Raw genomic sequence first — 24,073 nt, 5'->3', positions numbered from 1 at the left:
GTTCAGGCCAGCAGGTCGGCCAGCGTGCGCGCGATGACCTTGGTGGCACCGCGCAGGTCGTCGAGCACCACGCGCTCGTCGTTGCGCTTGGCGTGCGACTCCAGCACGGTGCGCGGCCCGGCGCCGTAGATCACGCCGGGGATGCCGGCTTCGCCGTACAGGCGCACGTCGGTGTAGAGCGGCGTACCCATCGCGGGGATCGGCTCGCCGAACACCGCCTTGCCATGCTTCTGGATCGCGGCAACCAGCGGCTGGTTGCCCGGCAGCGGCCGCATCGAATTGGCCAGCAGCAAGCGCTTGATGTCGACCGTGACGCCCGCGCATTCCGCGGCCGCGTCGGCGATCACGCGGCGGATGGTGGCCTCGACCTCGACCGGGTTTTCCTCAGGGATCATGCGGCGGTCGAGCTTGAAGACCACCTTGCCGGGCACGACGTTGGTGTTGGTGCCGCCCTCGATCCGGCCGACGTTGAGGTAGGGGTGCGTGATGCCCTCGACCTTGGAGCTCACGTCCTTGTACAGCGCGTTCTGCGCATACAGCGCATTCAGGATGTGCACCGCCCCCTGCAGCGCATCGATGCCCGTGGCCGGGATGGCCGCGTGCGCCATCTTGCCGTGCACCGTCACTTCCATCTGCAAGCAGCCGTTGTGGGCGGTCACGACCTCGTAGCTGAAGCCGGCGGCGATCATCAGGTCGGGCTTCGTCAGCCCCTGGCTCAACAGCCAGCCCGGCCCGAGCAGGCCGCCGAATTCCTCGTCGTAGGTGAAGTGCAGTTCGACCGCGCCGTGGGTCGGCTTGGCGACCGCCTCGAGCGCGCGCAGCGCGAAGGTGAAGCTGGCGAAGTCGCTCTTGCTGACGGCCGCCGCGCGGCCGTAGAGCGCACCGCCGTCGATCTCGCCGCCATACGGGTCGTGCGACCAGCCGTCGCCTGGCGGCACCACGTCGCCGTGGGCGTTGAGCGCCACGGTGAGACCGTCGCCGTAGCGTCGGCGCACGATCAGGTTGGTGATGGATTCGAGGCCGTAGTCCTGCACCTGTTGCGCCGGCACCGGGTGCTTCTGGGCGTGAAGGCCGAAGCCTTCGAGCAGTTCGGCGGTGCGGTCGGCGTGCGGCGCGTTGTTGCCGGGCGGCGTGTCGGTCGGCACGCGGACGAGTTCCTGCAGGAACTTCACCTCCTCGTCGAAGTGGGCGTCGATCCAGGCGTCGAGCTTGGCGTAATCGGTCATGGGGTCGTGGGGGTCTGTTCTTTGGCGAGGTCGTCGAGCAGGTGCTGGAAAGCATTCACCGCCAGTTCGATGTCGTCGTTGGTGCTCGATTCGAGTGGGTTGTGGCTGATGCCGGCATTCAGCCCGCGCACGAAGAGCATCGCCTGCGGCATCACCTCGTGCAGCTTCATCGCGTCGTGGCCGGCGCCACTGGGCATGCGGAACAGCGGCACACCGAGCGCGTCGACGGCGCGTTCCCAGCGCTGCTGCCAATCGGGCGCGCTGGGCGCGGCCGAGGCCTGCATCGCGAGCTCGCGCGTCTGGCGCAGGCCGCGGCGTTGCACGATCGCGTCGAGCGTCGCGAGCACGTCGGCCACCATGGCGTCGCGCTGGGCGTTGGTCGGCGCGCGCATGTCCAGGCTGAACTTGCAGCGGCCCGGCACCACGTTGATGGAGCCGCTGGGCACTTCGAGCATGCCGACGGTGGCGACCGAGTCGCCGTCCTGCGCAGCGCGCTGCTCGGCGTAGACCATCAGCTCGGCGACCGCCGCGGCGGCGTCGCGCCGGCGGTCCATCGGCGTGGTGCCGGCGTGGCTCGCCATGCCGATCACCTCGCACACGTAGCGCACGCCGCCGTTGATGGAAGTGACGATGCCCAGCGGCAGCTCGAGCTCGTTGAGCACCGGACCTTGCTCGATGTGCACCTCGACGAAACCGAGGTAGCGCGCCGGGGCGCGCTGGATCGCGGGGATGTCCTGCTCGCGCAGGCCGGCCTGCTGCATCGCCTCGCGCATGGTCACGCCCTGCGCGTCCTTCTGCAGCAGCCAGTCGGGGTTGAAGTGGCCGATGAGCGCGCCCGAGCCGAGGAAGGTGGCCTTGTAGCGCTGGCCTTCCTCTTCGGCGAAGGCCACCACCTCGAAGCCGAAGGGGAGGCGGCGGCCCTGGCGCACGAGCTCGCGCACGCAGGCGATGGGCACGAAGATGCCCAGGCGGCCGTCGTACTTGCCGCCGTTGCGCACGGTGTCGTAGTGCGAGCCGGTGAGCAGCGCGCGCGCGCCCGGCACCGAGGCTTCGTAGCGGCCGACCACGTTGCCCACGGCGTCGATCTCGACCGTGTCGAAGCCGACTTCGCGCATCAGTGCGGCGATCTGCGCGGCGCAGGCGCGGTGCGCGTCGGTCAGGTAGGTGACAGTGAGCTGGCCCTTCTCCTTGAAGCCGGGGTCGCTGTGCTCGGCGAGTTGCTCATGCCAGTCCCACACGTCGTTGCCCAGCGCGGGCGTCACGCCGAACTTGTCGTTCAGGCGGATCTCGGCGATGCGGTGGATGTTGCGCAGCGATTCGGCGCGCTCGAAGTCGACGTGGTTGTCCACGCGGCGCTCGAAGGTGTCGATGATTTCCTGCTTCTGCAAACCTGTGCCGCGCGGTCCGCGCACCGCGAGGATGAAGGGAAAGCCGAACTTCGCGCCGTAGGCGGCGTTGAGCTGGCGGATCTTCTCGAGCTCTTCGGGCGTGCAGTCGGTCAGGCCGGCCTTGCGCTGCTCGTTGGTCGATTCGGCGGTCAGCGTGTTGGTCGTCATCGCCTTGCCGGCAAGTTCGGGGTGGGCGCGGATGAGGCCCAGCTGCGCGTCGGCGCCGGCGTCGTTCACGACCCGCGCCATCGCATGCTTCAGGTGCTGCAGCGATTTGAAGGGCCGTGCGGCCAGCGCCTTCTCGGCGATCCACGGCGAATGCTCGTACACGCCGTCGAGCAGGGCGACCGCTTCGGCGGGCGAGGCGGCGTTGAGTTGATTGATGCTCAGGGGCATGTCATTCTCCTGCGTTGGGCTGGAACGGGTGCACCTGCTTCCAGTGCCGGGCGATGTCGATGCGGCGGCAGACCCACACGCGTTCGTGGCGCTGCACATGGTCGAGGAAGCGGCGCAGCGCACCGATGCGGCCCGGCTTGCCCAGCAGGCGGCAGTGCATGCCGATGCTCATCATCTTCGGTGCGTCCTCGCCTTCGGCATAGAGCGCATCGAAGCTGTCGCGCAGGTAGGTGAAGAAGTGGTCGCCGGTGTTGAAGCCCTGCGTCTGCACGAAGCGCATGTCGTTGCAATCGAGCGAGTAGGGCACGACCAGGTGCGGCGCGATGCTGCCGTCGCTCTTCTCGACCTGCATCCAGAAGGGCAGGTCGTCGCCGTAGTAGTCGCTGTCGTACTCGTAGCTGCCCTGGTCGACCACCAGGCGGCGGGTGTTGGGGCTGTCGCGGCCGGTGTACCAGCCCAGTGGCCACTGGCCGTCGGTCATGTCGCGGATGACGTGGGTGGCCAGGTCGAGGTGGCGCTTCTCGGTGGCAATGGGCAGGTTCTGGTAGTGGATCCAGCGCAGGCCGTGGTTGGCGATCTCGTAGCCGTTCTTCAGGAAGGTCTCGACCAGTTCCGGGTAGCGCTGCAGCGCCATGCCGACACCGAAGACCGTGAGCGGCAGGCCGCGCGACTCGAATTCCTTGAGGATGCGCCAGACGCCGACGCGCGAGCCGTACTCGTACATCGACTCCATCGTCATGTGGCGGTTCTCGTAGGCCTGCGCCGTGATGAGTTCCGACAGGAAGGTCTCGGAGGTCGGGTCGCCGTGCAGCGGGTTGTTCTCGCCGCCTTCCTCGTAGTTGAGGACGAACTGCACGGCGATCTTCGCCTGGCCGGGCCATTGGGCGTGGGGCACATGGCGGCCGTAGCCGACGAGGTCGCGGGGGTAGGGCGTGGGGACGGTGTCGCTCATGGTGGTGCGGCTCAGGAGAGGGCCAGGGAAATGTCGTTGGTCGGCACCCGGCTGTCGAAGGTCAGGCTGGCCTCGACATGTTCCAGGTGTTCGGTCATCAGGCGCACGGCCCGTTCTTCGTCTCGGGCCGCCAGCGCTTTCACGATGTCGGCATGTTCTTCGTTGGAATGCTGGGCCGCCACCGGCCGCTGGTACATCAGCGTGATCAGGGCGCAGCGCGAGACCAGTTCGCCCAGCATCTGCGCCAGCACCTCGTTGCCCATCAGCTCGGCCATGCGCACGTGGAAGTCGCCGAGCAGCTCGTTGCCGCGGGCGCCGACGCCGGCGGACACCGCCGCCTTCTCGTTGGCCACGTGCTCGCGCAGCGCCTTGATGCGCGCCGGCGTCACCTCGCGCACGAAGGCGCGCGTCATCTCGGCCTCGAGCATGCGGCGCACGGCGAAGACCTGCCGGGCCTCGTCGACCGCCGGCGCCGCCACGAAGGCGCCGCGCGCCGGCTCGAGCCGGATCAGGCGGTTCTGCGAGAGCTGGAACAAAGCTTGCCTCACCAGCGTGCGCGACACCCCGAAGTGGTCGGCGAGCTTCTGCTCGGCCAGCTTGCTGCCCGGCTGCAGGCGATGCTCGACGATCGCCTTGGTCAGGGCTTCGACGATCGCACCGGTGGTGGAGGGCTCCATGGATTCATGATAGACCCAAAGCCAATAACTGTATACACTTTTGTTCACCAAACGAACCGCCGGCGTGCCGGAGACCGAAGGAGCAACCCATGGGCCTGAGCACCCACGTACTGGACACGATGCACGGCGCGCCCGCCGTGGGCATGGCCGTCTCGCTGTACACCACGCAGGGTGACAGCGCGACGCTGGTCAAGCGCTTCACCCTCAACGCCGACGGCCGCAGCGACGGCCCGCTCTACGACAACAACACCATCCGCGTCGGCACCTACCGCCTGACCTTCGAGGTGGCCGCCTATTTCAAGGCACGCGGGGTGCAGCTGCCCGAGCCCAACTTTCTGGACAAGGTGTCGCTCGATTTCGGCGTGGCGCACACCGACCAGCACTACCACGTGCCGCTGCTGGTGAGCCCGTGGAGCTATTCCACGTACCGCGGCTCCTGAAAAGATTCATCTGCCCATTCGGCTTGTTGCGGTCGAAACCGTTGCGGCCAGGACCAGGGGCATCGCGGAACTGGCTTTGCCAGGCCGCTGATGCCGCCCCCTTGAGGGGGAGGCGGCGACACGCAGTGCGCCGCATCGGGGGTGGGTCAAAGTTGGCCTTCGCTGAGCGTGTCGAGCTGGAAGTGGCCGCCCCTGTCCCAGAGCCAGGTGTCGGTCCAGGTCACGCGGCCGAGCTGCGTGGCGGCCGGGAAGGGCGAGGCTTCGAGCACCGTGCGCTCGATCTCCGCGATGACTTCCGGGGCGTGCTTCGGCGCACGCATCCAGTGCATCGACAGCACCTTGCCGTGGGCATCCAGGTTGACCTGCAGCGTGCCGACCGCATAGAGCAGCGCGGGCAGCTTGCCGCCGTAGATGCGTTCCTTGTTGGCGTCGTAGATGTGGCGCGCCGCGTCCTTGCGGTAGTCGCGCGGGTTGGCCGCGGTCGATGCGCGGGGCACGGTGCGGGTGGCCGGCCCCGGGTCCGGCGTCGCACCGCTGAGCTGGCCGGGCACCGGCTGGGTGATGGGCGCCGTCGGGCTGCTGCCGCAGCCGGCGAGCCACAGGGTGGCGAACAGGGCGCCGGCGAGGGCGAGACGGCGCGGTGAAGGGCTGCGAATCATCGCCGGGGTTATACCGTGCATACGGCGGTGCCCGGTAACCGGGCGTCATCCCGCGGGACAATCGACGGCATGAACCCTGTCCTCGACGACCTGCTGCATCGGCTCCGCCTCGGCCCGGGCGTGCTGGTGCGCGTGGGGGCGACCGAGGGCTCCGTACCGCGTGAGGCCGGCACCTGGATGGCCGTCTGGCCCGATGCGCTGACCGGCACCATCGGTGGCGGCCAGCTCGAATTCCAGGCGGTGCGGGAAGCGCGTGCCTGGCTCGATGGCGGCGGGCCGATCGACGGCGTGCGGCGCTACCCGTTGGGGCCGAGTCTGGGGCAGTGCTGCGGCGGCGTGGTGTTCCTGCGCTTTCGCCGCATCGATGCCGCCGATGCAGCCGCTCTGCGTGACGAACTCGGTGCGCACCTGAAGCCGGTGGCGCTCTTCGGTGGCGGGCATGTGGGCGCGGCGCTGGCGCGGCTGCTCGCGACGCTGCCCTTCGCGGTGCGCTGGATCGACAGCCGCGAAGGCGTGTTTCCGCCTGCCGTGCCTGCACAGGTCGAGACCGAGCATTCCGAGCCGGTGCAATCGGCCGTGAACAGCCTGGCCCCCGGCTCGCGCGTGCTGATCATGAGCTTCAGCCATGCCGAGGACCTCGACATCGTCATCGCCTGCCTGCAGCGGCTGCGCCAGCGCGGCGACCTGCCCTACGTCGGCCTGATCGGCAGCAAGACCAAATGGGCAACGTTTCGCCATCGGCTGGAGGCACGCGGCTTTTCGCAGGCGGAACTCGCCCGCATCACCTGCCCGATCGGCGTGCCCGGCATCGGCGGCAAGGAGCCGGAGGTGATCGCCGTCGCGGTGGCGGCACAGTTGTTGCAATCGATCGACAGCGACTGACGATGACGGCCCCAAGGCCGATAAAGTGCATACACTTCGGTTCACAACTCCATGCCGCAGCGGAGCCAGGTCCTATTCAGGATCTGCGTTCGCGGCTCTTCTTCTGCTTACAGCGCCCGCGGTGGTGAGCAGGCCAAAACGACAAGGCGCTCCCACGCGCCGACAAGGTTGAGCATGGAAAGCTACTACCTCGACTGGGCCAACCTGCTGCTGCGCTGGGTCCACGTCATCACTGCGGTCGCCTGGATCGGCGCCTCCTTCTACTTCGTGATGCTGGACAACAGCCTCGAAAAACCGCAGGACGCCGAGTCGCTCGACAAGGGTGTGGGCGGCGAGCAATGGGCGGTGCACGGCGGCGGCTTCTACAACATGCAGAAGTACGGCCTGGCGCCCAAGAAGCTGCCCGACCATCTGCACTGGTCATATTGGGAGAGCTATTCCACCTGGCTCACCGGCTTCGCGCTCTTCACGATGTCGTACCTGTGGAATGCCAGCACGTACCTCATCGACAAGTCGAAGATGGACTGGCAGCCCGGCGCGGCCATCAGCGTTGCGCTGGCCTTCTTCGTCGTGTTCTGGATCGTCTACGACGGCATCTGCCAGATCTTCGGGCGCCGCAAGCACGGTGACGCGATCGTCGGCGTGCTCGTCGCCGTCTTCGTGGCCTTCGCGGCCTGGCTGGCCTGCCACTGGTTCGCCGGCCGCGCTGCCTTCCTGCTGGTCGGCGCCATGATGGCCACGACCATGAGCGGCAACGTGTTCTTCTGGATCATCCCGGGCCAGCGCGAGAACGTGGCGCTCATGCGCCAGGGCAAGCCGGTCAACCCGATCCACGGCCAGCGCGGCAAGCAGCGCAGCGTGCACAACACCTACTTCACGCTGCCGGTGCTGTTCGCGATGCTGAGCAACCACTACAGCTTCACCTACACCCACAAGTACAACTGGATCGTGCTGCTGCTGATCATGCTCGGCGGCGCGGCCATCCGGCAGTTCTTCGTGGTGCGGCATCGCTTCAAACTGGGCAACGCGAAGAACCCGCTGCCTTACGCGATGGTCGGCATTGCCGTGCTCGGCCTGACCATCGTCTGGATGAAGCCCGAACCCGTGGTGGCGCCGGCGCCTGGCGCGGTGGTACCGAAGGTCGCGTTTGGCGACGTGCAGAAGGTGCTCGAGCAACGCTGCTACCTGTGCCACGGCGCGGCCGTGCAGATGAAGAACGTGCGGCTCGACACGCCCGACCAGGTGGCTGCGCATGCACAAGCGGTCTACCAGCAGGTGGTGGTGACGAAGATCATGCCGATGAACAACGCCACGGGCATCACGGATGCGGAGCGGGCGCTGATCGGGCGTTGGTTCGAGGCGGGCGCGAAGACGCAATAGCCTGGTCCGACGCACGTGGCGGGCTCGAGGGCGGCGGGTAACCCCTTCCGCGAATGTCCCCCGCCTGCGGCTCCTCCTTTATTTCGCTGCAGGGGTCACCCACCACCCTCGGCCTTGGACGCGCCGTGTCGTTCAGCCCGAGATCAACCACGACCGCGTCCAGGCGCAGGCCGGTGGGGTGTACTGCGCAGTGAGGTCAAGGAGGAGCCGAAGGCGGGGGACACGAACGAAGCAGTGCACCCCACCGGCATGCGCCCGCTGCGAGACCTCAGTGCGCCGACATCTGCTCAGACTGCAGCCAGAAGCCTCGCCAAACGGTTGTGCCGTTCGACCAGTGGGCCGAGATCCACCGTGGCGAGTCGCCCCTCGCGCACCACCACCCGCCCATTGACCACCGTATACGCCGCCTGCGGGCTGGCGCACAGCAGCAGGCTCGCCACCGGGTCGTGCACCGCGCCGCCTGCGAAGGCGACGGTGTTCAGGTCGAACAGCGCCAGGTCGGCGCACATGCCTGGCGCGAGGTGGCCGATGTCGGTTCGGCCCAGCACCTCGGCGCCGCCGTGGGTGGCAACGGCGAGCGCGTCGCGTGCTGTCATTTCCGATGGACCGTGATCGCAACCGAAGGGTTCGAGCGACCGACCCACCCGCGCCAGCAACAACGCCTGCCGCGCCTCGTTCACCATGTGTGCGCCGTCGTTGCTCGCGCTGCCATCCACGCCCAGGCCGACCGGCACGCCGGCGTCGAGCATGCGACGGATGGGCGCGATGCCCGAGGCCAGCCGCATGTTGCTGCAGGGGCAGTGCGCCACCCCGGTCTTCGTCTTCGCGAAGAGCGCGATGCCGGCGGCGTCGAGCTTCACGCAGTGCGCGTGCCACACGTCAGGACCGAGCCAGCCGAGGTCCTGCGCGTATTCGGTGGGCGTGCAGTTGAACTTCTCGCGGCTGTAGGCGATGTCGTGGTCGTTCTCGGCCAGGTGGGTGTGCAGCCGCACGCCGAGTCCTTTGAACGACCGCGCGAGCACGGCCGATTCACGCATCAGGTCGCGGCTCACGCTGAAGGGCGAGCAGGGCGCCACCGCCACGTTCACCATCGCGCCGTGCGCGGCGTCGTGGTGCGTTTCGATCAGGCGTTGGGTGTCGGCGAGGATGGTGTCCTCGCGCTCGACCACGCGGTCCGGCGGTAGGCCGCCTTGCGAGGCGCCGACGCTCATGCTCCCGCGCGTCGCCACGAAGCGCATCCCGATCTCGCGTGCCGCGTCGATGCTGTCGTCCAGCCGCACGCCGTTGGGGTAGATGTAGAGGTGGTCGCTGCTGGTGGTGCAGCCCGACAGCAGCAGCTCGGCCATGGCGACCTGGGTCGACACGTGCACCATCTCCGGCGTGAGCCCCGACCAGATCGGGTACAGGCCGCGCAACCACGAGAACAGCTCCGCATCCTGCACCGCAGGAATGGCCCGCGTGAGCGACTGGTACATGTGGTGGTGCGTGTTCACCAGCCCCGGCACGACGAGATGGCCGCGCGCGTCGATCACCTCGTCGGCACTCTGCGGCAGATCGACCGCCGGGCCGATCGCCTCGATGCGGTTCTCGCGCACGAAGACCGAGGCATCGCGCCACTCGGTGCGCGCGTCGTCGAAGGTGGCGACGCAGGCCGCGTTGCGGATCAGCAGGGAGGTCATGGCGCGAGCAGACAGAATAGAGCGTGGAGACAACGCAAATGATCGCACCGAACCCCTCTTCCGAAGTGTCCGGCGTGCCCGACGCACGCACGTCCCCGCGCGAATTCCTCGCGCATCTGTATGGCGTGGCGGTCGCGCGCGCCTTGCCACTCACCGGCATGGCCCCGTGCCTGCCGAAGCCGCCCAAGGGCCGCACGCTGGTGCTGGGTGCCGGCAAGGCCGGCGGCTCGATGGCGCAGGCGCTCGAGGCGCTGTGGCCGGCCGACGCGCCGCTGTCGGGCCTGGTCGTCACGCGCTACGGCCACATCCCGCCGCGGCCCGAGGGGCTCGCGTCGCGCATCGAGGTTGTCGAAGCCGCGCACCCCGTGCCCGACGCCGCCGGCCTGAAGGCGGCGGAGCGCATCCTGGCGCTGACCGAAGGCCTTACCGCCGACGACCTGGTGCTGTGCCTGATCTCCGGCGGCGGTTCGGCGCTGCTCACGCTGCCGGCCGAGGGGCTGACGCTCGAAGACAAGCAGCGCATCAACACGCAACTGCTCGAAAGCGGCGCCCACATCGGCGAGATGAACTGCGTGCGCAAGCATCTGTCGCGCATCAAGGGTGGCCGGCTGGCCGCGGCCTGCGCGCCGGCGCAGGTGGTCACGCTCACCATCAGCGATGTGCCGGGCGACGACCCCGCCGTCATCGCGAGCGGCCCGACCGTGCCCGATGCCACCACCTGCGCCGACGCGCTGGCGATCCTCGACCGCTACGGCATCGCGGTACCGCCGATCGTGCGCGCGCAACTGGAGAGCAGTGCGCTCGAGACGCCGAAGCCGTCCGACGCCGTGTTCCAGGGCCACGTCACGCACCTCATCGCCACGCCGCAGCAGTCGCTCGAAGCGGCGGCTGCCGCCGCGCGCGCGGCGGGCATCGACGCGCACATCCTGAGCGACGAGATGGAGGGCGAATCGCGCGAAGTCGGCAAGGTGCATGGCGCGCTGGCCCGCGCGGTCGCGCTGCGCGGCGAGCCCTTCGCGAAGCCCTGCGTGATTTTGTCGGGTGGCGAGACCACGGTGACGATCCGCCCGCGCCAGCCCGGCCAGGCCAAGGGCCGCGGCGGGCGCGCCGGCGAGTTCTGCCTGGGCCTGGCCGGTGCGCTGGCCGGCCAGGCCGACGTGTGGGCGCTCGCGGCCGACACCGACGGCATCGACGGCGTGGAAGACAACGCCGGCGCCTTCGTCACGCCCGACACGCTGGCGCGCGCCATGGCGCAGGGCCGCAAGCTCGCCGACCACCTCGACCGCAACGACGCCTACGGCTACTTCGATGCGATCGGCGACCTGCTGGTCACGGGGCCGACGCACACCAACGTGAATGACTTCCGGGCGTTGCTGATGCTTTGAGCGGCGCGCACCGCGCGCCTGCCGGGCCGCAGGTCACGCCGGAAGCTCACTGCGAGCGGATGGCCACCGCTTCGACGGGCGCCGCCTGCCAGCCGCCGCCCAGTGCCTTGAACGCACTGACCGCCGCGCGTGCCGATTCCGTTTGCGCCTGCGCCCTCGCGTCGGCCACACGCAGCAGGCTCTCGTCGGCCTGCAGGACCTCGATCAGGCTGACGACGCCTTTCTGGTAGGCCGCGAACGAAGCGCTTCTGGCGCGGCCAAGCGAGGCCTCGCCCTGCGTCAGCAGCACGGTCTGCGCTTCGCGCTTGACCAGTGCGGAGAACGCGTTCTCGACGTCTTCGGTGGCACGCAGCGCAGCCAGCCGGTAGGCGGCGAGCATTTCCGCGTCCTGTCCTTTGGCGGCGTCGATCTGCGCGTCGATGCGACCGAAGTCGAACAGGCGCCAGCGCAGGCCGAGCATGCCCGCGCCCTGGCTCGCGCCGCTGTTGAACAGGTTGCCACTGGACACCGAGGTGGCGCTGCCGACCATGCCGCTGAGAGAAAACTTCGGGTAGTACTCGGCCACGGCCACGCCGATGCGGGCGTTCGAGGCGGCCAGGCGTCGCTCCGCCGCGATCAGGTCGGGTCGGCGGCGCAGCAGGTCGCTGGGCGACCCGGCGCCATCGATGCGGGGCGCAACGGGGATGGCACCGGCCTGTTCCAGTTCCGCGCGATGCGCACCGGGTGCTGTGCCCAGCATCACGTCCAGGGCATTCATCGCGGCGTCCAGCCCGGCCTCGAGCACCGGCACGGACGCGCGGACCTGCGCGAGCGCCCCTTCGGCCTGCCGCAGTTGAAGCTCGGCGGCCAGCCCTTTGCCGTAGAGCAGCTCGACCTTGGCCACCAGATCCTGCTGCGTGCTCACCTGCCGACGCGCGACGTCCAGGCGGGCTTGCAGGCCGCGCAAGGTGATGTAGATGTCGGCGGTCTGCGCCGCGACGGTCAGCCGTGTGGCGGCCGCGCCCGCCTCGGACGCCTGGTAGTCGGCCAGCGCGGCTTCGCGCCCGCGACGCAGGCCGCCGAAGAGGTCCAGCTCCCAGCTCGCGCCGAGGTTGGCTTCATAGGCGTTGCCGTAGCGGTCGAAATTGGGCTGCGCGTTCAGCACCTGGCCCAGCGGCGTTTCGATGGATTGGTAGGCCCGGGCCGCCTGTCCGCTGACATTGCCCGACGGCAGCAGCGCTGCGTTCGCCGCACCGAGGCCGGCCCTGGCTTGGGCGACGCGGGCGGACGCCTGCGCGAGGTCGAGGTTCTGCGCCAACGCGCGTTCGACATAGCGCGTCAGTTGGGGGTCGCGAAACCCCTTCCACCACGCGCTCAGGTCCGCGTCGGCAACGGTCGCCCGCGCGTCGACGGCACGCTGGCCGAGAAACTTGTCCGGCAAGGAGGTTTCGGGATGGACATAGTCAGGGCCGACGGCGCAGCCGGCGAGGAGGCAGGCTGCGGCAACCAGCGTGAGTGACGTGCGTGTGAGCATGGTGTTCTTCCAGGACGGACAAGGCATTGATGCGATGTGACCAATGTACAATATAGTCACTTATTGCTCAAGTACACCGGTGCAGTTAAGCTCCCGTCATGAGCCCAGCCATCACTTCCCCGGTGCCACCACGCGGCCCGGCCGACCATGACGTGAGAGACCAGATCGTGGTCGCCGCGACCGAGCATTTCAGCCAGTACGGCTACGAAAAGACCACCGTCTCGGACCTGGCCAAGACCATCGGTTTCTCCAAGGCCTACATCTACAAGTTTTTCGAATCCAAGCAGGCCATCGGAGAAATGATCTGCAGCAACTGCCTGCGGGAGATCGAGGCCGAGGTGGTGGCCGCGGTGAGTGCCGTCGATCGGCCACCGGAAAAGCTGCGTCGCATGTTCAAGGCGATCGTCGAGGCGAGCCTTCGCTTGTTCTTCCGGGACCGAAAGCTCTATGAAATCGCGATCTCGTCCGCCACTGAGCGCTGGCGGTCTGCCATCGCGCATGAGGAATTCGTCCGCCAACTGATCCTGGAGGTGCTGCAGCAAGGGCGGGATTCGGGGGAGTTCGAACGCAAGACTCCCATCGACGAGACCGCGGCGGCCATCTACCTGGTCATGCACCCCTACATCAACCCCCTGTTGCTGCGCCACAGCTTCGATCACACCGACGAGGCGCCGGCCCTCCTGGCCGGACTGGTGTTGCGCAGCCTGTCGCCCTAAGCGTTTAAAACAGCATGTGACTATTGACTGATATGGTCACTAGTTGCAGAATCCGCGTCCTGATCGATTCGTCAACAGGACTCTCATGCTGCCGCCCCGCCTGGTTCTCTCCGTCACCATCAATGCTTTGGCGTTCGCATTGGTCGCTTGCGGCGACAAGACGCCGCCCGATGCACGCACCCTCACGCCCCTGGTGCGCGCCGCCACCGTCCAGCCGGCCGCGTCGACATCGCGCTCGTTCAGCGGCACCGTTGCCGCACGGGTCCAGAGCGACCTGGGTTTTCGCGTCGCCGGCAAGGTGCTGGAGCGTCGGGTGGACGTGGGGCAGACCGTCAAGCGCGGCCAACTGCTCCTGCGCATCGACCCGGTCGATCTGAAGCTGGCATCGCGGGCGCAGCAGGAGGCGGTGGCCGCGGCCCGCGCGCGCGCCAAGCAGGCGAGCGACGAAGAACTCCGTTACCGGGACCTGCGCGGAACGGGCGCCATCTCGGCCTCGGCCTACGACCAGATCAAGGCGGCGGCGGATGCGGCCCAGGCCCAGTTGAGCGCGGCCGAAGCGCAGTCCGAAGTCGCTCGCAACGCGAACCGCTACTCGGACCTGGTCGCCGACGTGGACGGCACGGTCCTCGAAACGCTGGTCGAGCCCGGCCAGGTCGTGAATGCCGGCCAGGTGGTGGTGCGCGTGGCGGCGGCCGGGCGCCGGGAGGCGGTGGTGCAACTGCCCGAAACGCTGCGCCCCGCCATCGGCTCGGTGGGCCAGGCCACGCTGTTCGGCAAGGAAGGCGCCGCGGTCCCCGTCAAGCTCCGCCAGCTCTCGGATACGGCCGACCGCCTGACCCGCACTTTCGAGGCGCGCTATGTGCTCGATGGCGAACTGGCCAACGCGCCGCTGGGTGCCACCGTGACGGTCCACGTCGGGGACGGCAAGGTCGTCGCGAAGAACGGGGTGCAAGTGCCCATCGGTGCCCTGTTCGACGCCGGCCAATCGCCGGGCGTCTGGGTCATCACCGGCGATCCGGCGAAGGTGCGCTGGCAACCGGTGACGGTGGAGTCGCTGGAAGACGACCGCGCCCAGGTCACGGGCCAGCTCCAGCAGGGCGACCGCGTGGTCGCCCTGGGCGCGCACCTGTTGCGCGAAGGCGAAGAGGTGCGCATCGCCAGCGCTGCCGCGGCGCCGGCGGGCGGCGGAGCCCATCCATGAGCGAGGGCCGTTTCAATCTGTCGGCGCTCGCGGTCCGCGAGCGCTCCGTCACCCTGTTCCTGATCCTGCTGATCTCGCTGGCGGGCCTGGTCGCGTTCTTCAAGCTGGGGCGTGCGGAAGACCCGGCCTTCACGGTCAAGGTGATGACCGTCATCACCGCGTGGCCCGGCGCGACGGCGCAGGAGATGCAGGACCAGGTCGCCGAGAAGCTCGAGAAACGCCTGCAGGAACTGCGTTACTACGACCGCGCCGAAACCTACACCCGGCCCGGCCTCGCGTTCACCACGCTGACCTTGCAGGACAGCACGCCCCCCTTGAAGGTGGAGGACGAGTTCTACCAGGCACGCAAGAAGGTCGGCGACGAGGCACGCAACCTGCCGGCGGGCGTGATCGGCCCGATGGTCAACGACGAGTACGCCGACGTCACCTTCGCCCTGTTCGCGCTCAAGGCCAAGGGCGAGCCGCAGCGCCTGTTGGTGCGTGATGCGGAAACGCTGCGCCAGCGGCTGCTGCACGTGCCGGGCGTGAAGAAGGTGAACATTGCCGGCGAACAGCCCGAGCGCATCTACGTCGAGTTCGCACACGACCGCCTGGCAACGCTGGGTATCGGTCCGCAGGAGGTGTTCGCCGCGCTCAATGCCCAGAATGCGCTGAGCCCGGCCGGGTCGGTGGAAACCAAGGGCCCGCAGGTCTTCATTCGCCTGGACGGCGCCTTCGACACCTTGCAGAAGATCCGGGACACACCGGTGGTCGCGCAAGGCCGCACCCTGAAGCTGTCGGACGTCGCCACGGTCAAGCGCGGCTACGAAGACCCGGCCACCTTCATGATCCGCAACGGCGGCGAACCGGCCTTGCTGATCGGCGTGGTGATGAAGGAGGGCTGGAACGGGCTCGACCTGGGCAAGTCGCTGGACGCGGAAGCCCGCGCCATCAATGCCGAACTGCCGTTGGGCCTGACGCTGTCGAAAGTGACGGACCAGTCGGACAACATCTCCGCATCGGTGGACGAATTCATGATGAAGTTCTTCGCGGCCTTGCTGGTCGTGATGCTGGTGAGCTTCCTGAGCATGGGCTGGCGCGCCGGCCTGGTGGTCGCCGCCGCCGTGCCGCTCACGCTGGCGGTGGTCTTCGTGGTGATGGCCGCCACCGGCAAGAACTTCGATCGCATCACGCTCGGCTCGCTGATCCTGGCGCTGGGCCTGCTGGTGGACGACGCCATCATCGCCATCGAGATGATGGTGGTGAAGATCGAGGAAGGCTACAGCCACGTCGCCGCATCGGCCTATGCGTGGAGCCACACGGCAGCGCCGATGCTCTCGGGCACGCTGGTGACTGCCGTCGGCTTCATGCCCAACGGCTTCGCGCCATCGACCGCGGGCGAGTACACGAGCAACATGTTCTGGATCGTCGGCATCGCGCTGATCGCCTCCTGGGTCGTCGCGGTGGTGTTCACCCCCTACCTGGGCGTGAAGCTGCTGCCGAATTTCAAGAAGGTCGAAGGCGGCCACGCCGCGATCTACGACACGCCGCGCTACAACCGCCTGCGTCGTGTGCTCGAGCGCGTGATCGCGCGCAAGTGGCTGGTGGCCGGCGCCGTCGTCGCGCTGTTCGTGCTGTCCATCCTCGGCATGGGCGTGGTCAAGAAGCAGTTCTTCCCGAACTCCGACCGGCCCGAAGTGCTGGTCGAAGTGCAGATGCCCTATGGCACGGCCATCACGCAGACCAGCGCAGCGGTGGCGAAGGTCGAGGCCTGGCTCTCCACGCAGCCGGAGGCGCAGATCGTCACGTCCTATATCGGCCAGGGCGCCCCTCGCTTTTACCTCGCCATGGGTCCGGAGCTGCCTGATCCTGCATTCGCCAAGATCGTCATCCGCACCGCCAGCCAGGAAGAGCGCGATGCCCTGAAGCTGCGGCTGCGCGATGCCGTTGCGCAGGGCCTGGCGCCCGAGGCGCGGCTGCGGGTCACCCAACTGGTGTTCGGCCCGTACTCGCCGTTCCCGGTCGCCTACCGTGTCACGGGCCCGGATGCGAACGAGTTGCGGAAGATCGCCGCCGAGGTGCGCCAGGTCATGGATGCGAGCCCGATGATGCGGACCGTCAACACCGACTGGGGCACCCGCACGCCGACCTTGCACTTCACCTTGCACCAGGACCGCCTGCAGGCCGTGGGCCTGAGCTCCAATGCCGTGGCGCAACAACTGCAGTTCCTGCTGAGCGGCGCGCCGGTGACCACCGTGCGCGAGGACATCCGCACCGTGCAGGTCGTGGCCCGCTCCGCGGGCGCCACGCGCCTCGATCCGGCCCGGATCGCGGACTTCACGCTCGCCGGCGCCAGTGGCCAGCGCATTCCGTTGTCGCAGGTCGGCGAGGTCGAGGTGCGCATGGAAGAGCCGGTCATGCGGCGGCGCGACCGCGTGCCCACCCTCACGGTGCAGGGCGACATCGCCGACGGACTGCAGCCGCCGGACGTGTCGAACGCGATCACGAAGCAGCTCCAGCCGATCATCGAGAAGCTGCCCGCGGGCTACCGCATCGTCCAGGCCGGCTCCATCGAGGAATCCGAGAAGGCGACAAAGGCGATGCTGCCGTTGTTCCCGATCATGCTGGCGGCCACGCTGCTCATCATCATCTTCCAGGTCCGCTCGATGTCGGCAATGGTCATGGTGTTCCTCACGAGCCCGCTGGGGTTGATCGGCGTGGTGCCGACCCTGCTCATCTTCCAGCAGGCCTTCGGCATCAACGCGCTGGTCGGCCTCGTCGCGCTGTCGGGGATCCTGATGCGCAACACGCTGATCCTGCTGGGGCAGATCCACCACAACGAGCAGGAGGGGCTGGACTCCTTCCACGCCGTGGTCGAGGCCACCGTTCAGCGCTCACGGCCCGTGATCCTGACCGCGCTCGCGGCGATCCTCGCGTTCATCCCGCTGACCCACTCCGTGTTCTGGGGCGCACTTGCGTACACGCTGATCGGCGGCACCTTCGCCGGCACGGTCCTGACGCTGGTGTTCCTGCCGGCGATGTACGCCATCTGGTTCAGGATCAAGCCTGGCACCAGCGACGTTCGCCGCGACGGCAATGTGCCTGCGCATTGATGGCACCCATTCCCATTCACTCGAATCGAAAGATCAGTCGTGTCAAATTCATCCGTAGTCGTCGTGACCGGCGCATCTTCTGGCATCGGCCGTGCTGCCGCGGAGATGTTCGCTGCGCGGGGATGCCGAGTGTTCGGCACCGTGCGCGATCTGCGCAAGGCGCCTGCGCTGCCGGGTGTCGAGTTCATCGAGATGGACGTCCGGAACGAAGGCTCGGTTCAGGTTGCGGTTGAATCCATCATTGAAAAGAACATGCGCATCGATGTGCTGGTCAACAACGCAGGAATGATGATGATCGGCGCGGTCGAGGAAACGACAGCGGCCGAGGCCGCGGCGCTGTTCGACACCAATGTCTTCGGCATTCTTCGCATGACGCGTGCCGTGCTTCCGTACATGCGTGCGCATCGTCGTGGACGAATCGTCAACGTCAGCTCGGTGCTCGGTGTGTTGCCGGCGCCCTACATGGGAATTTATGCAGCCACCAAGCATGCGGTGGAAGGGCTGTCTGAATCCCTGGATCATGAGGTTCGCCAGTTCGGCATTCGTGCGACGCTGGTGCAGCCGGCTTACACCCGGACCAACCTGGACGCCAACGCGCCCCGTGCCGAAACACGGATCGAAGGGTACGACCATGAACGCGACGTGGTGACACGCTCCGTGGCCGACAGCGTGCGCAATGCGCCCGGGCCGCGCGCTGTCGCGAGCACCATCGTCGAAGCGGCGCTCGGCCCGTGGCGCATGCGTTGCGCACCACCTGGGCAGGCATCCCTCTTGACGAAGTTGCGCCGCTTTCTGCCCGCGGGACCGGTGGATGCGAGCCTCCGAAAGAAACTCGGTCTCGCCTGAGAGCCAGCCGTTCGGAGGCTTTTGCAGAGTATTCGCTCTGTCCAATGAAAGAAGGAGAACATCGTGGACAGCCTGGATCTCCTGCGCACCTTCAGCGAGGTCGCCTCCTCCGGCAGTTTTTCCCGTACCGCCGAGCATCTTTCGCTGTCGAGGGGCACCGTCAGCAAATACATCGCGACCCTGGAAAGCAGGTTCGGCGTCCGTTTGCTGAATCGGAGCACGCGCGCCGTCAGCCTGACCGATGCGGGTCAGCTGCTGCTCGAGAGAAGTCGGCCGATGTTGGAACTGGCCGATGCGACGCACGCCGAACTGCAGGATCGCGCGAGCGTCCCGAGCGGGCGCCTGCGCATCTCGGCTCCGCACGGTATGGACCTGACGGAGTTGCCAGGACTGATCAACGTCTTCCTCGGTCAATATCCCGAAGTCAGCATCAGCCTGATGCTGACGAACCGCATGGTCGACCTTGCGGAGGAGGGCATCGACATCGCGCTACGTTTTGGTCCCTCGGCCAACGAGAACCTGATCGTTCGAAAGCTGGTGGCGATGGAACTCAGCGTTTGCGCCGCGCCCATGTACTGGCGCCGGCACGGGGTACCTTCGCATCCTGCCGAGCTTGCGGATCACGTCGCGCTGATCGGTACGCATCTGACTCCGCTTTCGAAATGGCGCTTCGAGACTGATGGTCAGCCGGTGGATGTCGCGGTTCGGGGAAGGCTGGATGCCACCGAAGCCGGGCCGCTGATCCAGGCTGCATTGCTGGGGGCCGGCGTCGTGTACCTGCCGTCGGTCATGCTGCAACCGTACATCGAAAGCGGGCGGCTGGTGCCTGTCTTGTCGGAATTCGTTCGCAGCGACATGTGGTTGTCGGCCGTCTATCTGCAGCGTCGTCACAGCACGGCCGTGCATCGTGCGCTGCTCGATTTTCTTGCGAACCGATTCGCCGGTTCTCGGAATGAGGGCCGCGCGCCGTGAGCCGACGACGCATGCAGGAGCCGCGCTTGTCAGGCGGCAGGGGACGCGGTCCGACGCTCAGCGGTTGCGGTCGCCGTCGCGCACGGATTCGATCGTGCCGTTGTAGATGCGGACGACCCCGAAGAATGCGCCTTGCCCCCGGTCGTAGGTCCATTCCTCCATCGGAACGCACTGATTCGCAAGAATCGCAGCAGGCCCCCCTGAACGATAGGGCGTCACGACCCAGCCCAGCTGCAGCATCGACACGCACACGGTCTGCCGATAGATCGGCTCGCCGCACTTCTGGAGCAGCGACACGGGTGAGTCGCCCTTGCCGACGAGCGAGCCGTTGCAGCCCATCGAGGGGGACGCTTCGACGGAGGGGACAAGGAGGGCCATGGCCGTCGCCGCGAGCCAGGCGGTCCAACGGCGCGGACGCAATGAGGCAGGCCGGGTGTGAGAGCGCTTCATGAGGGGCATCGAAGGGATTTCGATGCCCCTGACTGTACTGCTTCCCGTCGCGCGGCGAGAAGTCCCGGCCGTCTATTCCTCTGCGCCGATCTGCCGCAGGTACTCCGTCAGATTCGCCAGGTTGCCCGCATCCACCGTCGTGCCGTTGTGTGCCTTCACCGCATCGGCCAGCGTAGGCGCCGAGCCGTCGTGCAGGAAGGGGCCGGTGGCCCACACGTCGCGCAGGGTCGGCACGTCGATGCCCGGCAGGGCGCCACCCAGGCGCTTGCCGCTCGATGGCTTGAGGGTGCCGACGTTTTTCAACTGCGTCGCATCGGCGCTGGCCGTGAAGGGCAGGCCGCTGTGGCAGCTGGCGCAGTTCTGCGCCTGGAACACGCCCTTGCCGGCGAGCGCGGCCGCCGTCAGGCTGCCGTCCGCGTTGCGCAGCGGGCTGGGCGCAAAGGTGTTGAGCGAGGCGAGGTAGGCGGCCATCGCGTCGAGGTCGGCGCTGAGGCCGGCCTTGGCGTCGCCCAGTGGCTGGCTGCGCGTGCCGGCGTTGAACAGCGCGTCGCTCATCAGGCCGGTGCCGCCGGCGAGGTTGCGGATCTGCCCTTCGAAGTCCTGCACCTCGTCGAAGTTGGCGCTCCAGTGCAGGAAGCCCTGGCCCATGCCGCCGCGGCCCTTCAGCGCGATGGTGTTGCGCAGGCCCTCGCCGAAGCCGGTCATGTCCCAGACGCGGCCGTCCTGCCCGCCATCGTTGTGGCAGGTGGCGCAGCTCATGTAGGCATCGCGTGCCAGTCGCGGGTCGCGGGCGTCGTAGAAGAGCTGCTTGCCCTTGAGCACGTTGGCGGCGAGCTTCTCGGTGGCAACGCTGCCGAGCGTCGCGACCAGACCGCTTCGCAGTTCGCCCAGCCGCGTGAGCGGACTGATGTCGACCACGCTCACGGTGCGCGCCATGAAGTTGTGGACGTAGAGCTTGCTGCCGTCGGCCGATACCGTCACGCCCTGCGGCGCCAGGCCGACCTCGATGCGGAACAGCCGCCGTCCGCCGATGGCGTCGATCACCTCGACCTGGCGCGCCGTTTCGAGCGCGACGAAGAGGTAGGCGCCGCTCGGGTCGTAGGCCGCCGCGCTCGCCAGGCTGGCGTTGTCGTGGTCGATGCGTGCGGGGGCGTCTTCGGCCAGCGTCGCGAGATCGACGCGCGAACTGATGGCGCGTACCGTGTTCTGGAAGTCCAGGTTCTGGCCGTTGCGCAGGAGGCCGCGGCGGATGTTGTCCTGCTTGGACGGCACCCAGGCGCTGCCGCCATCGGGCGCGATCACGGCCGGGCCGAGGTAGTTGGGGATGCCGCTGCCCTGCACTTCGTTGTCGTTGCGGTCGCTGTGGCGCAGCCGCACGGTCCCGGCGAGGGCCATCGTCGCCGTGTTCACGGCCAGCACCTCGCCGCCGCCAGTGCTTGTGTCGACCACGGCCGTCGCTTCGCCGGCCAGCGGTGGCGTGATGAAGCGCGACACCAGCACGCGCGACGCGTCGCCGCGCACCGCCAGGTGGCGCGGGTTGGCGCCGACATCGAGCGTGCCGAGTGTGGCGCCGTTGCCGTCGAGCTTCAGCAGCCGGCCGGCAGCTTCCAGGCTCACGTACATGCGGCCATCCGAGGCGCCGACCAGGCCCCACGGCTGCGAGGCGCGCGGCAGGGCGAGGGTGCGCACCACCGTCAGGCTGGCGGGATCGATCACCGAAATGCTGGCGCTGTCGCGGTTGACCACCCACACATTACCGTCGGCCCCGCGGGCCAGCGTGCGCGGCGCGACGCCGACCGGGATCTCCTGCACACGGCTGTTCGCGACGGTGTCGAAGACCGTGACCGAATCGTTGTCGGGGTTGACCACCCACAGCCGCGAGGCGGCGGCGCTGTGCGCTTCCAGCAGCAGGGGTGACGAGGCGCTCGGCGCGGTGGCGGTCGGCGCCGCGGTCACGGCCTGCACGAAGGTGCGCGTGCCGACCTGGCCGTTCGCGTCGCGCACGGTGAGCGTCACGGTGTAGACGCCCGGTGCGGTGTAGGTGTGGCTCGCGGCACTGCTGCTGGCGTAGGCCGTGGGTGCGCTGCCGTCGCCGAAGTCCCAGCGGTAACTGGCGCCGGTGAGGCCAACGACGGGTGCGTAGCGGGCGGTGGCGCCGATGCGCAGCGGTGCCGCGTCGATGGCGGGCACGGCGCTCGCCGGGTTGACCAAGAGCAGGTAGCAGCGCTTGGCCGCGCCCGGCGCCGGGTCGCTGCCGAAGTTGGCGGCGGTGCAGGCCACGTCGCCGGTCTGGTCGGAGCGAATGGCAAATTTGCCGTCGACGCCGTAGTAGACGACGCCGCGCCGGCCGTTCGGCACGCGGCAGAGGCCGCCTTCCTCGGCACACGCGGTGGCGGCGGTCGGCAGCGCGATGGGTGGCGCCGCGATGCCCTGGCCGATGCCGACGATGACGGCGCGCGAGGGTACGCCGCTCGCATCCAGGGCGAAGAGCTGGTAGTAGCCTGGCGGCGTGAGGTGCGCGTTGGCCGGCAGCCGGGCCGTGAGGCGGTTGCCGTCCTTGGTGAAGGACAGTTCCTGGAAGCGCTGCGTGCTGTTGAAGGAATGGGTCACCGTGCCGTTGGTCACCAGGGCGAGCCGCGTGACGTGCGACGCGTCGGCCAGGTCGAGCTGGAACTGCGCGCCGGGTGTGAAGCCGAGCGCGCTGATGCCGGTGAGCACCGGCCGCGGTGCGAGTCGGGCTGCACCATCGACCGCCTGGAACAGGTTCGGCGGGTAGTAGATCTCGACGTTCTGGTTGTTGACCGGGCCCGGCGCGCCGCCGCCGGACGACAGCACCGTGCCATTGGGCAGCAGCAGCGCGGCCGAGTGGTAGACGCGGATGTTCGCGGCGCGTGCGCCAGTGGTCCAGCGGCCGGTGGACGGGTCCCACACCTCGGCCTCGTACACCGCATCGGCCCCGCCGTTGTTGCCGCGACGCGTGCCGCCGGTCACCACCACCTTGCCATCGGGCAGCACCGTGGCGTTGCCGTAGCGGCGCGCGAAGCGCATCGGCGCGGTTTCGGTGATCACCGGCGTGGCGCCGTTGAAGTCGACCACCGTCGCCATGGCACTGGCCGGCAGGCCGTCGCCGTTGTTGGTGCCGTTGCCGCCCATCTGCAGCACCTTGCCGGGCGCGAACATCACGGCGCTGTTGGTCGCCCCCACGTTCACCGGCGCGGTGGCGCTCGGCGGCGTCTTGAACCTGCCCAGCACCGTGACTGCGCCCTGGGTGTCGTTGCCGGCGGGGTCGAGTTTCCACATCGTCTCGGCGGAGATGCCGACGACCTGGCCGTCCGGTGCCACCCAGGCGCGCGGGTACGAGGCGCGCAGGTAGTCGGGGCCGAAGGCGTCGCGGCTGCGGGCGCCGAAGAGCGTGCGCCAGCCGCTGCCGGCGGTGTAGATCTCGGGCGTCATCGAGACGGTGCCGGCGGCGATGGCGGCATCGGGTGCGCTCACCATGCCTTCCTGGTACGGGTCCATGCCGCCCAGCATCACGGCGCGCCCGTCGGTCAGGGTCAGCATCGTGGCGTACCAGCGCTGGTCGGCCAGCGTCGCGGTGTCGAGCGCGACGCGCCCGTCGACCGGCGTGAAGAGCCCGCTGGCCAGTGGCGTGTTGCCGCCGCTGATCAGCAGCCGGCCGTCGCCCAGGTAGGCCGCCGCGCTGCAGAAGCTGTTGACCGGGCCGAACTCGGTCGCGGTGCGGTGGCTGCCCTCGCCGAAGCCGAGCGCCGGCGACCACAGGTCATAGAGCCGGCCGTCCTGCCCGGCGGGATTGCCCGGCGGGCTGCCGTAGGTGAGCACCTTGCCGGTCGGCAGCAGCGCGGCATGCAGCGCGTTCGACGGCCAGGGCTGCGTGGGCGACCACATGCCCCGGGTGGGCGCGTCGGCCGGGATGTTGGCCAGACCGTCGAGGAGCGGATCAGGCTCGGCCTGCACCGGAAAGGCCAGCGGTGGTGGTGGCGGGACGGCGGGCACTGTCGGCTCGGTGGGCACGCCGGGTCCGGTGCCGGGGCTGCCGCCGTCGGGGCCGGGCTGCACGGTGCCGCTGCCGTCGCCACCGGCGCCGCCCGATGTGCCGCCGCCACCACCACCACCGCCCCCGCAGGCCGCGAGGCAAACGGCCGCCGTCGTGGCGGCCAGAAGGCGCAGCGCGCCTGTCCAGGTTGAATCGTTCATGGTT

18 protein-coding genes are annotated in these 24,073 nt (G+C 68.5%); 9 read left to right on the top strand and 9 right to left on the bottom strand.

From position 1 onward, the window contains the following. Positions 1 to 2: 2 nt before the first annotated feature. Genes QTH86_RS11210 through QTH86_RS11195 form a run of 4 tightly spaced genes read right to left on the bottom strand, consistent with a single transcriptional unit; the run spans position 3 to position 4,639 of the window. Positions 3 to 1,226, bottom strand: a complete 1,224-nt coding sequence (locus QTH86_RS11210) for a M20 family metallopeptidase (protein WP_286644611.1) — start codon at positions 1,224 to 1,226, stop codon at positions 3 to 5. Then, positions 1,223 to 3,010 (bottom strand): 2-oxo-4-hydroxy-4-carboxy-5-ureidoimidazoline decarboxylase, encoded by a 1,788-nt coding sequence (gene uraD / locus QTH86_RS11205; protein ID WP_286644612.1) that lies wholly within the window; start codon positions 3,008 to 3,010, stop codon positions 1,223 to 1,225. Before uraD ends, QTH86_RS11210 begins: the two co-directional genes overlap by 4 nt. A 1-nt stretch (position 3,011) precedes the next feature. Continuing rightward, on the bottom strand, positions 3,012 to 3,962 hold the full coding sequence (gene puuE, locus QTH86_RS11200; RefSeq protein WP_286644613.1) for an allantoinase PuuE: 951 nt from the start codon (positions 3,960 to 3,962) through the stop codon (positions 3,012 to 3,014). An 11-nt stretch (positions 3,963 to 3,973) separates the two neighbouring features. Further along, positions 3,974 to 4,639 carry a GntR family transcriptional regulator gene (locus QTH86_RS11195; RefSeq protein WP_286644614.1) on the bottom strand — a complete coding sequence of 222 codons (666 nt, stop codon included), beginning with the start codon at positions 4,637 to 4,639 and terminating at the stop codon, positions 3,974 to 3,976. Between the two features lie 89 nt (positions 4,640 to 4,728). On the opposite strand from QTH86_RS11195, the gene uraH reads away from it, so the two are divergent. Next, positions 4,729 to 5,079, top strand: coding sequence for a hydroxyisourate hydrolase (gene uraH / locus QTH86_RS11190; protein ID WP_286644615.1), 351 nt, complete (start codon positions 4,729 to 4,731; stop codon positions 5,077 to 5,079). 146 nt (positions 5,080 to 5,225) lie between these two features. Here uraH and QTH86_RS11185 read toward each other — a convergent pair whose 3' ends face one another. Continuing rightward, entirely contained in the window at positions 5,226 to 5,738 is a 513-nt protein-coding gene (locus QTH86_RS11185; RefSeq protein WP_286644616.1) for a hypothetical protein, read from the bottom strand. 69 nt (positions 5,739 to 5,807) lie between these two features. On the opposite strand from QTH86_RS11185, the gene xdhC reads away from it, so the two are divergent. Both xdhC and QTH86_RS11175 read left to right on the top strand, forming a co-directional pair. Then, positions 5,808 to 6,620 carry a xanthine dehydrogenase accessory protein XdhC gene (gene xdhC / locus QTH86_RS11180; RefSeq protein ID WP_286644617.1) on the top strand — a complete coding sequence of 271 codons (813 nt, stop codon included), beginning with the start codon at positions 5,808 to 5,810 and terminating at the stop codon, positions 6,618 to 6,620. Between the two features lie 174 nt (positions 6,621 to 6,794). Continuing rightward, a complete protein-coding gene (locus tag QTH86_RS11175) occupies positions 6,795 to 8,000 on the top strand; it encodes a urate hydroxylase PuuD (protein ID WP_286644618.1) in 1,206 nt (401 codons plus the stop codon). A gap of 287 nt (positions 8,001 to 8,287) precedes the next feature. Here the strand turns inward: QTH86_RS11175 and QTH86_RS11170 are convergent, their stop codons facing one another. Then, the gene (locus QTH86_RS11170) at positions 8,288 to 9,679 is read right to left on the bottom strand and encodes an 8-oxoguanine deaminase (protein WP_286644619.1); all 1,392 of its coding nucleotides are present in this window, start codon (positions 9,677 to 9,679) and stop codon (positions 8,288 to 8,290) included. A 38-nt stretch (positions 9,680 to 9,717) separates the two neighbouring features. On the opposite strand from QTH86_RS11170, the gene QTH86_RS11165 reads away from it, so the two are divergent. Then, a complete protein-coding gene (locus QTH86_RS11165) occupies positions 9,718 to 11,064 on the top strand; it encodes a glycerate kinase type-2 family protein (protein ID WP_286644620.1) in 1,347 nt (448 codons plus the stop codon). A gap of 46 nt (positions 11,065 to 11,110) precedes the next feature. Here the strand turns inward: QTH86_RS11165 and QTH86_RS11160 are convergent, their stop codons facing one another. Beyond that, the gene (locus tag QTH86_RS11160) at positions 11,111 to 12,577 is read right to left on the bottom strand and encodes an efflux transporter outer membrane subunit (RefSeq protein ID WP_286644621.1); all 1,467 of its coding nucleotides are present in this window, start codon (positions 12,575 to 12,577) and stop codon (positions 11,111 to 11,113) included. A 98-nt stretch (positions 12,578 to 12,675) separates the two neighbouring features. Here QTH86_RS11160 and QTH86_RS11155 point away from each other — a divergent pair, with 98 nt between their 5' ends. The 5 genes from QTH86_RS11155 (at position 12,676) to QTH86_RS11135 (ending at position 19,404) form a co-directional block, all read left to right on the top strand. Then, positions 12,676 to 13,293, top strand: a complete 618-nt coding sequence (locus QTH86_RS11155; RefSeq protein WP_286644622.1) for a TetR/AcrR family transcriptional regulator — start codon at positions 12,676 to 12,678, stop codon at positions 13,291 to 13,293. Positions 13,294 to 13,378: 85 nt separating this feature from the next. Continuing rightward, entirely contained in the window at positions 13,379 to 14,494 is a 1,116-nt protein-coding gene (locus QTH86_RS11150) for an efflux RND transporter periplasmic adaptor subunit (protein WP_286644623.1), read from the top strand. Next, positions 14,491 to 17,586 (top strand): efflux RND transporter permease subunit, encoded by a 3,096-nt coding sequence (locus QTH86_RS11145; protein ID WP_286644624.1) that lies wholly within the window; start codon positions 14,491 to 14,493, stop codon positions 17,584 to 17,586. The genes QTH86_RS11150 and QTH86_RS11145 overlap by 4 nt, the downstream gene beginning before the upstream one ends. Positions 17,587 to 17,625: 39 nt before the next feature. Then, positions 17,626 to 18,432 carry an oxidoreductase gene (locus QTH86_RS11140; protein ID WP_286644625.1) on the top strand — a complete coding sequence of 269 codons (807 nt, stop codon included), beginning with the start codon at positions 17,626 to 17,628 and terminating at the stop codon, positions 18,430 to 18,432. Between the two features lie 63 nt (positions 18,433 to 18,495). Further along, positions 18,496 to 19,404 carry a LysR family transcriptional regulator gene (locus QTH86_RS11135; RefSeq protein WP_286644626.1) on the top strand — a complete coding sequence of 303 codons (909 nt, stop codon included), beginning with the start codon at positions 18,496 to 18,498 and terminating at the stop codon, positions 19,402 to 19,404. Between the two features lie 57 nt (positions 19,405 to 19,461). On the opposite strand, the gene QTH86_RS11130 is transcribed toward QTH86_RS11135, so the two are convergent. Together QTH86_RS11130 and QTH86_RS11125 are read right to left on the bottom strand one after the other, a co-directional pair. Next, positions 19,462 to 19,782, bottom strand: coding sequence for a DUF2845 domain-containing protein (locus tag QTH86_RS11130; protein WP_286644627.1), 321 nt, complete (start codon positions 19,780 to 19,782; stop codon positions 19,462 to 19,464). Positions 19,783 to 19,926: 144 nt separating this feature from the next. Next, positions 19,927 to 24,069: a galactose oxidase-like domain-containing protein gene (locus tag QTH86_RS11125; protein WP_286644628.1), complete on the bottom strand. Its 4,143-nt coding sequence runs from the start codon at positions 24,067 to 24,069 to the stop codon at positions 19,927 to 19,929. Positions 24,070 to 24,073 lie beyond the last annotated feature (4 nt).

Origin of the sequence: Variovorax sp. J2L1-78, from assembly GCF_030317205.1 — a bacterium.
Taxonomy (GTDB): domain Bacteria; phylum Pseudomonadota; class Gammaproteobacteria; order Burkholderiales; family Burkholderiaceae_C; genus Variovorax; species Variovorax arabinosiphilus.
This window is presented reverse-complemented; position numbering and strand designations above follow the sequence as displayed.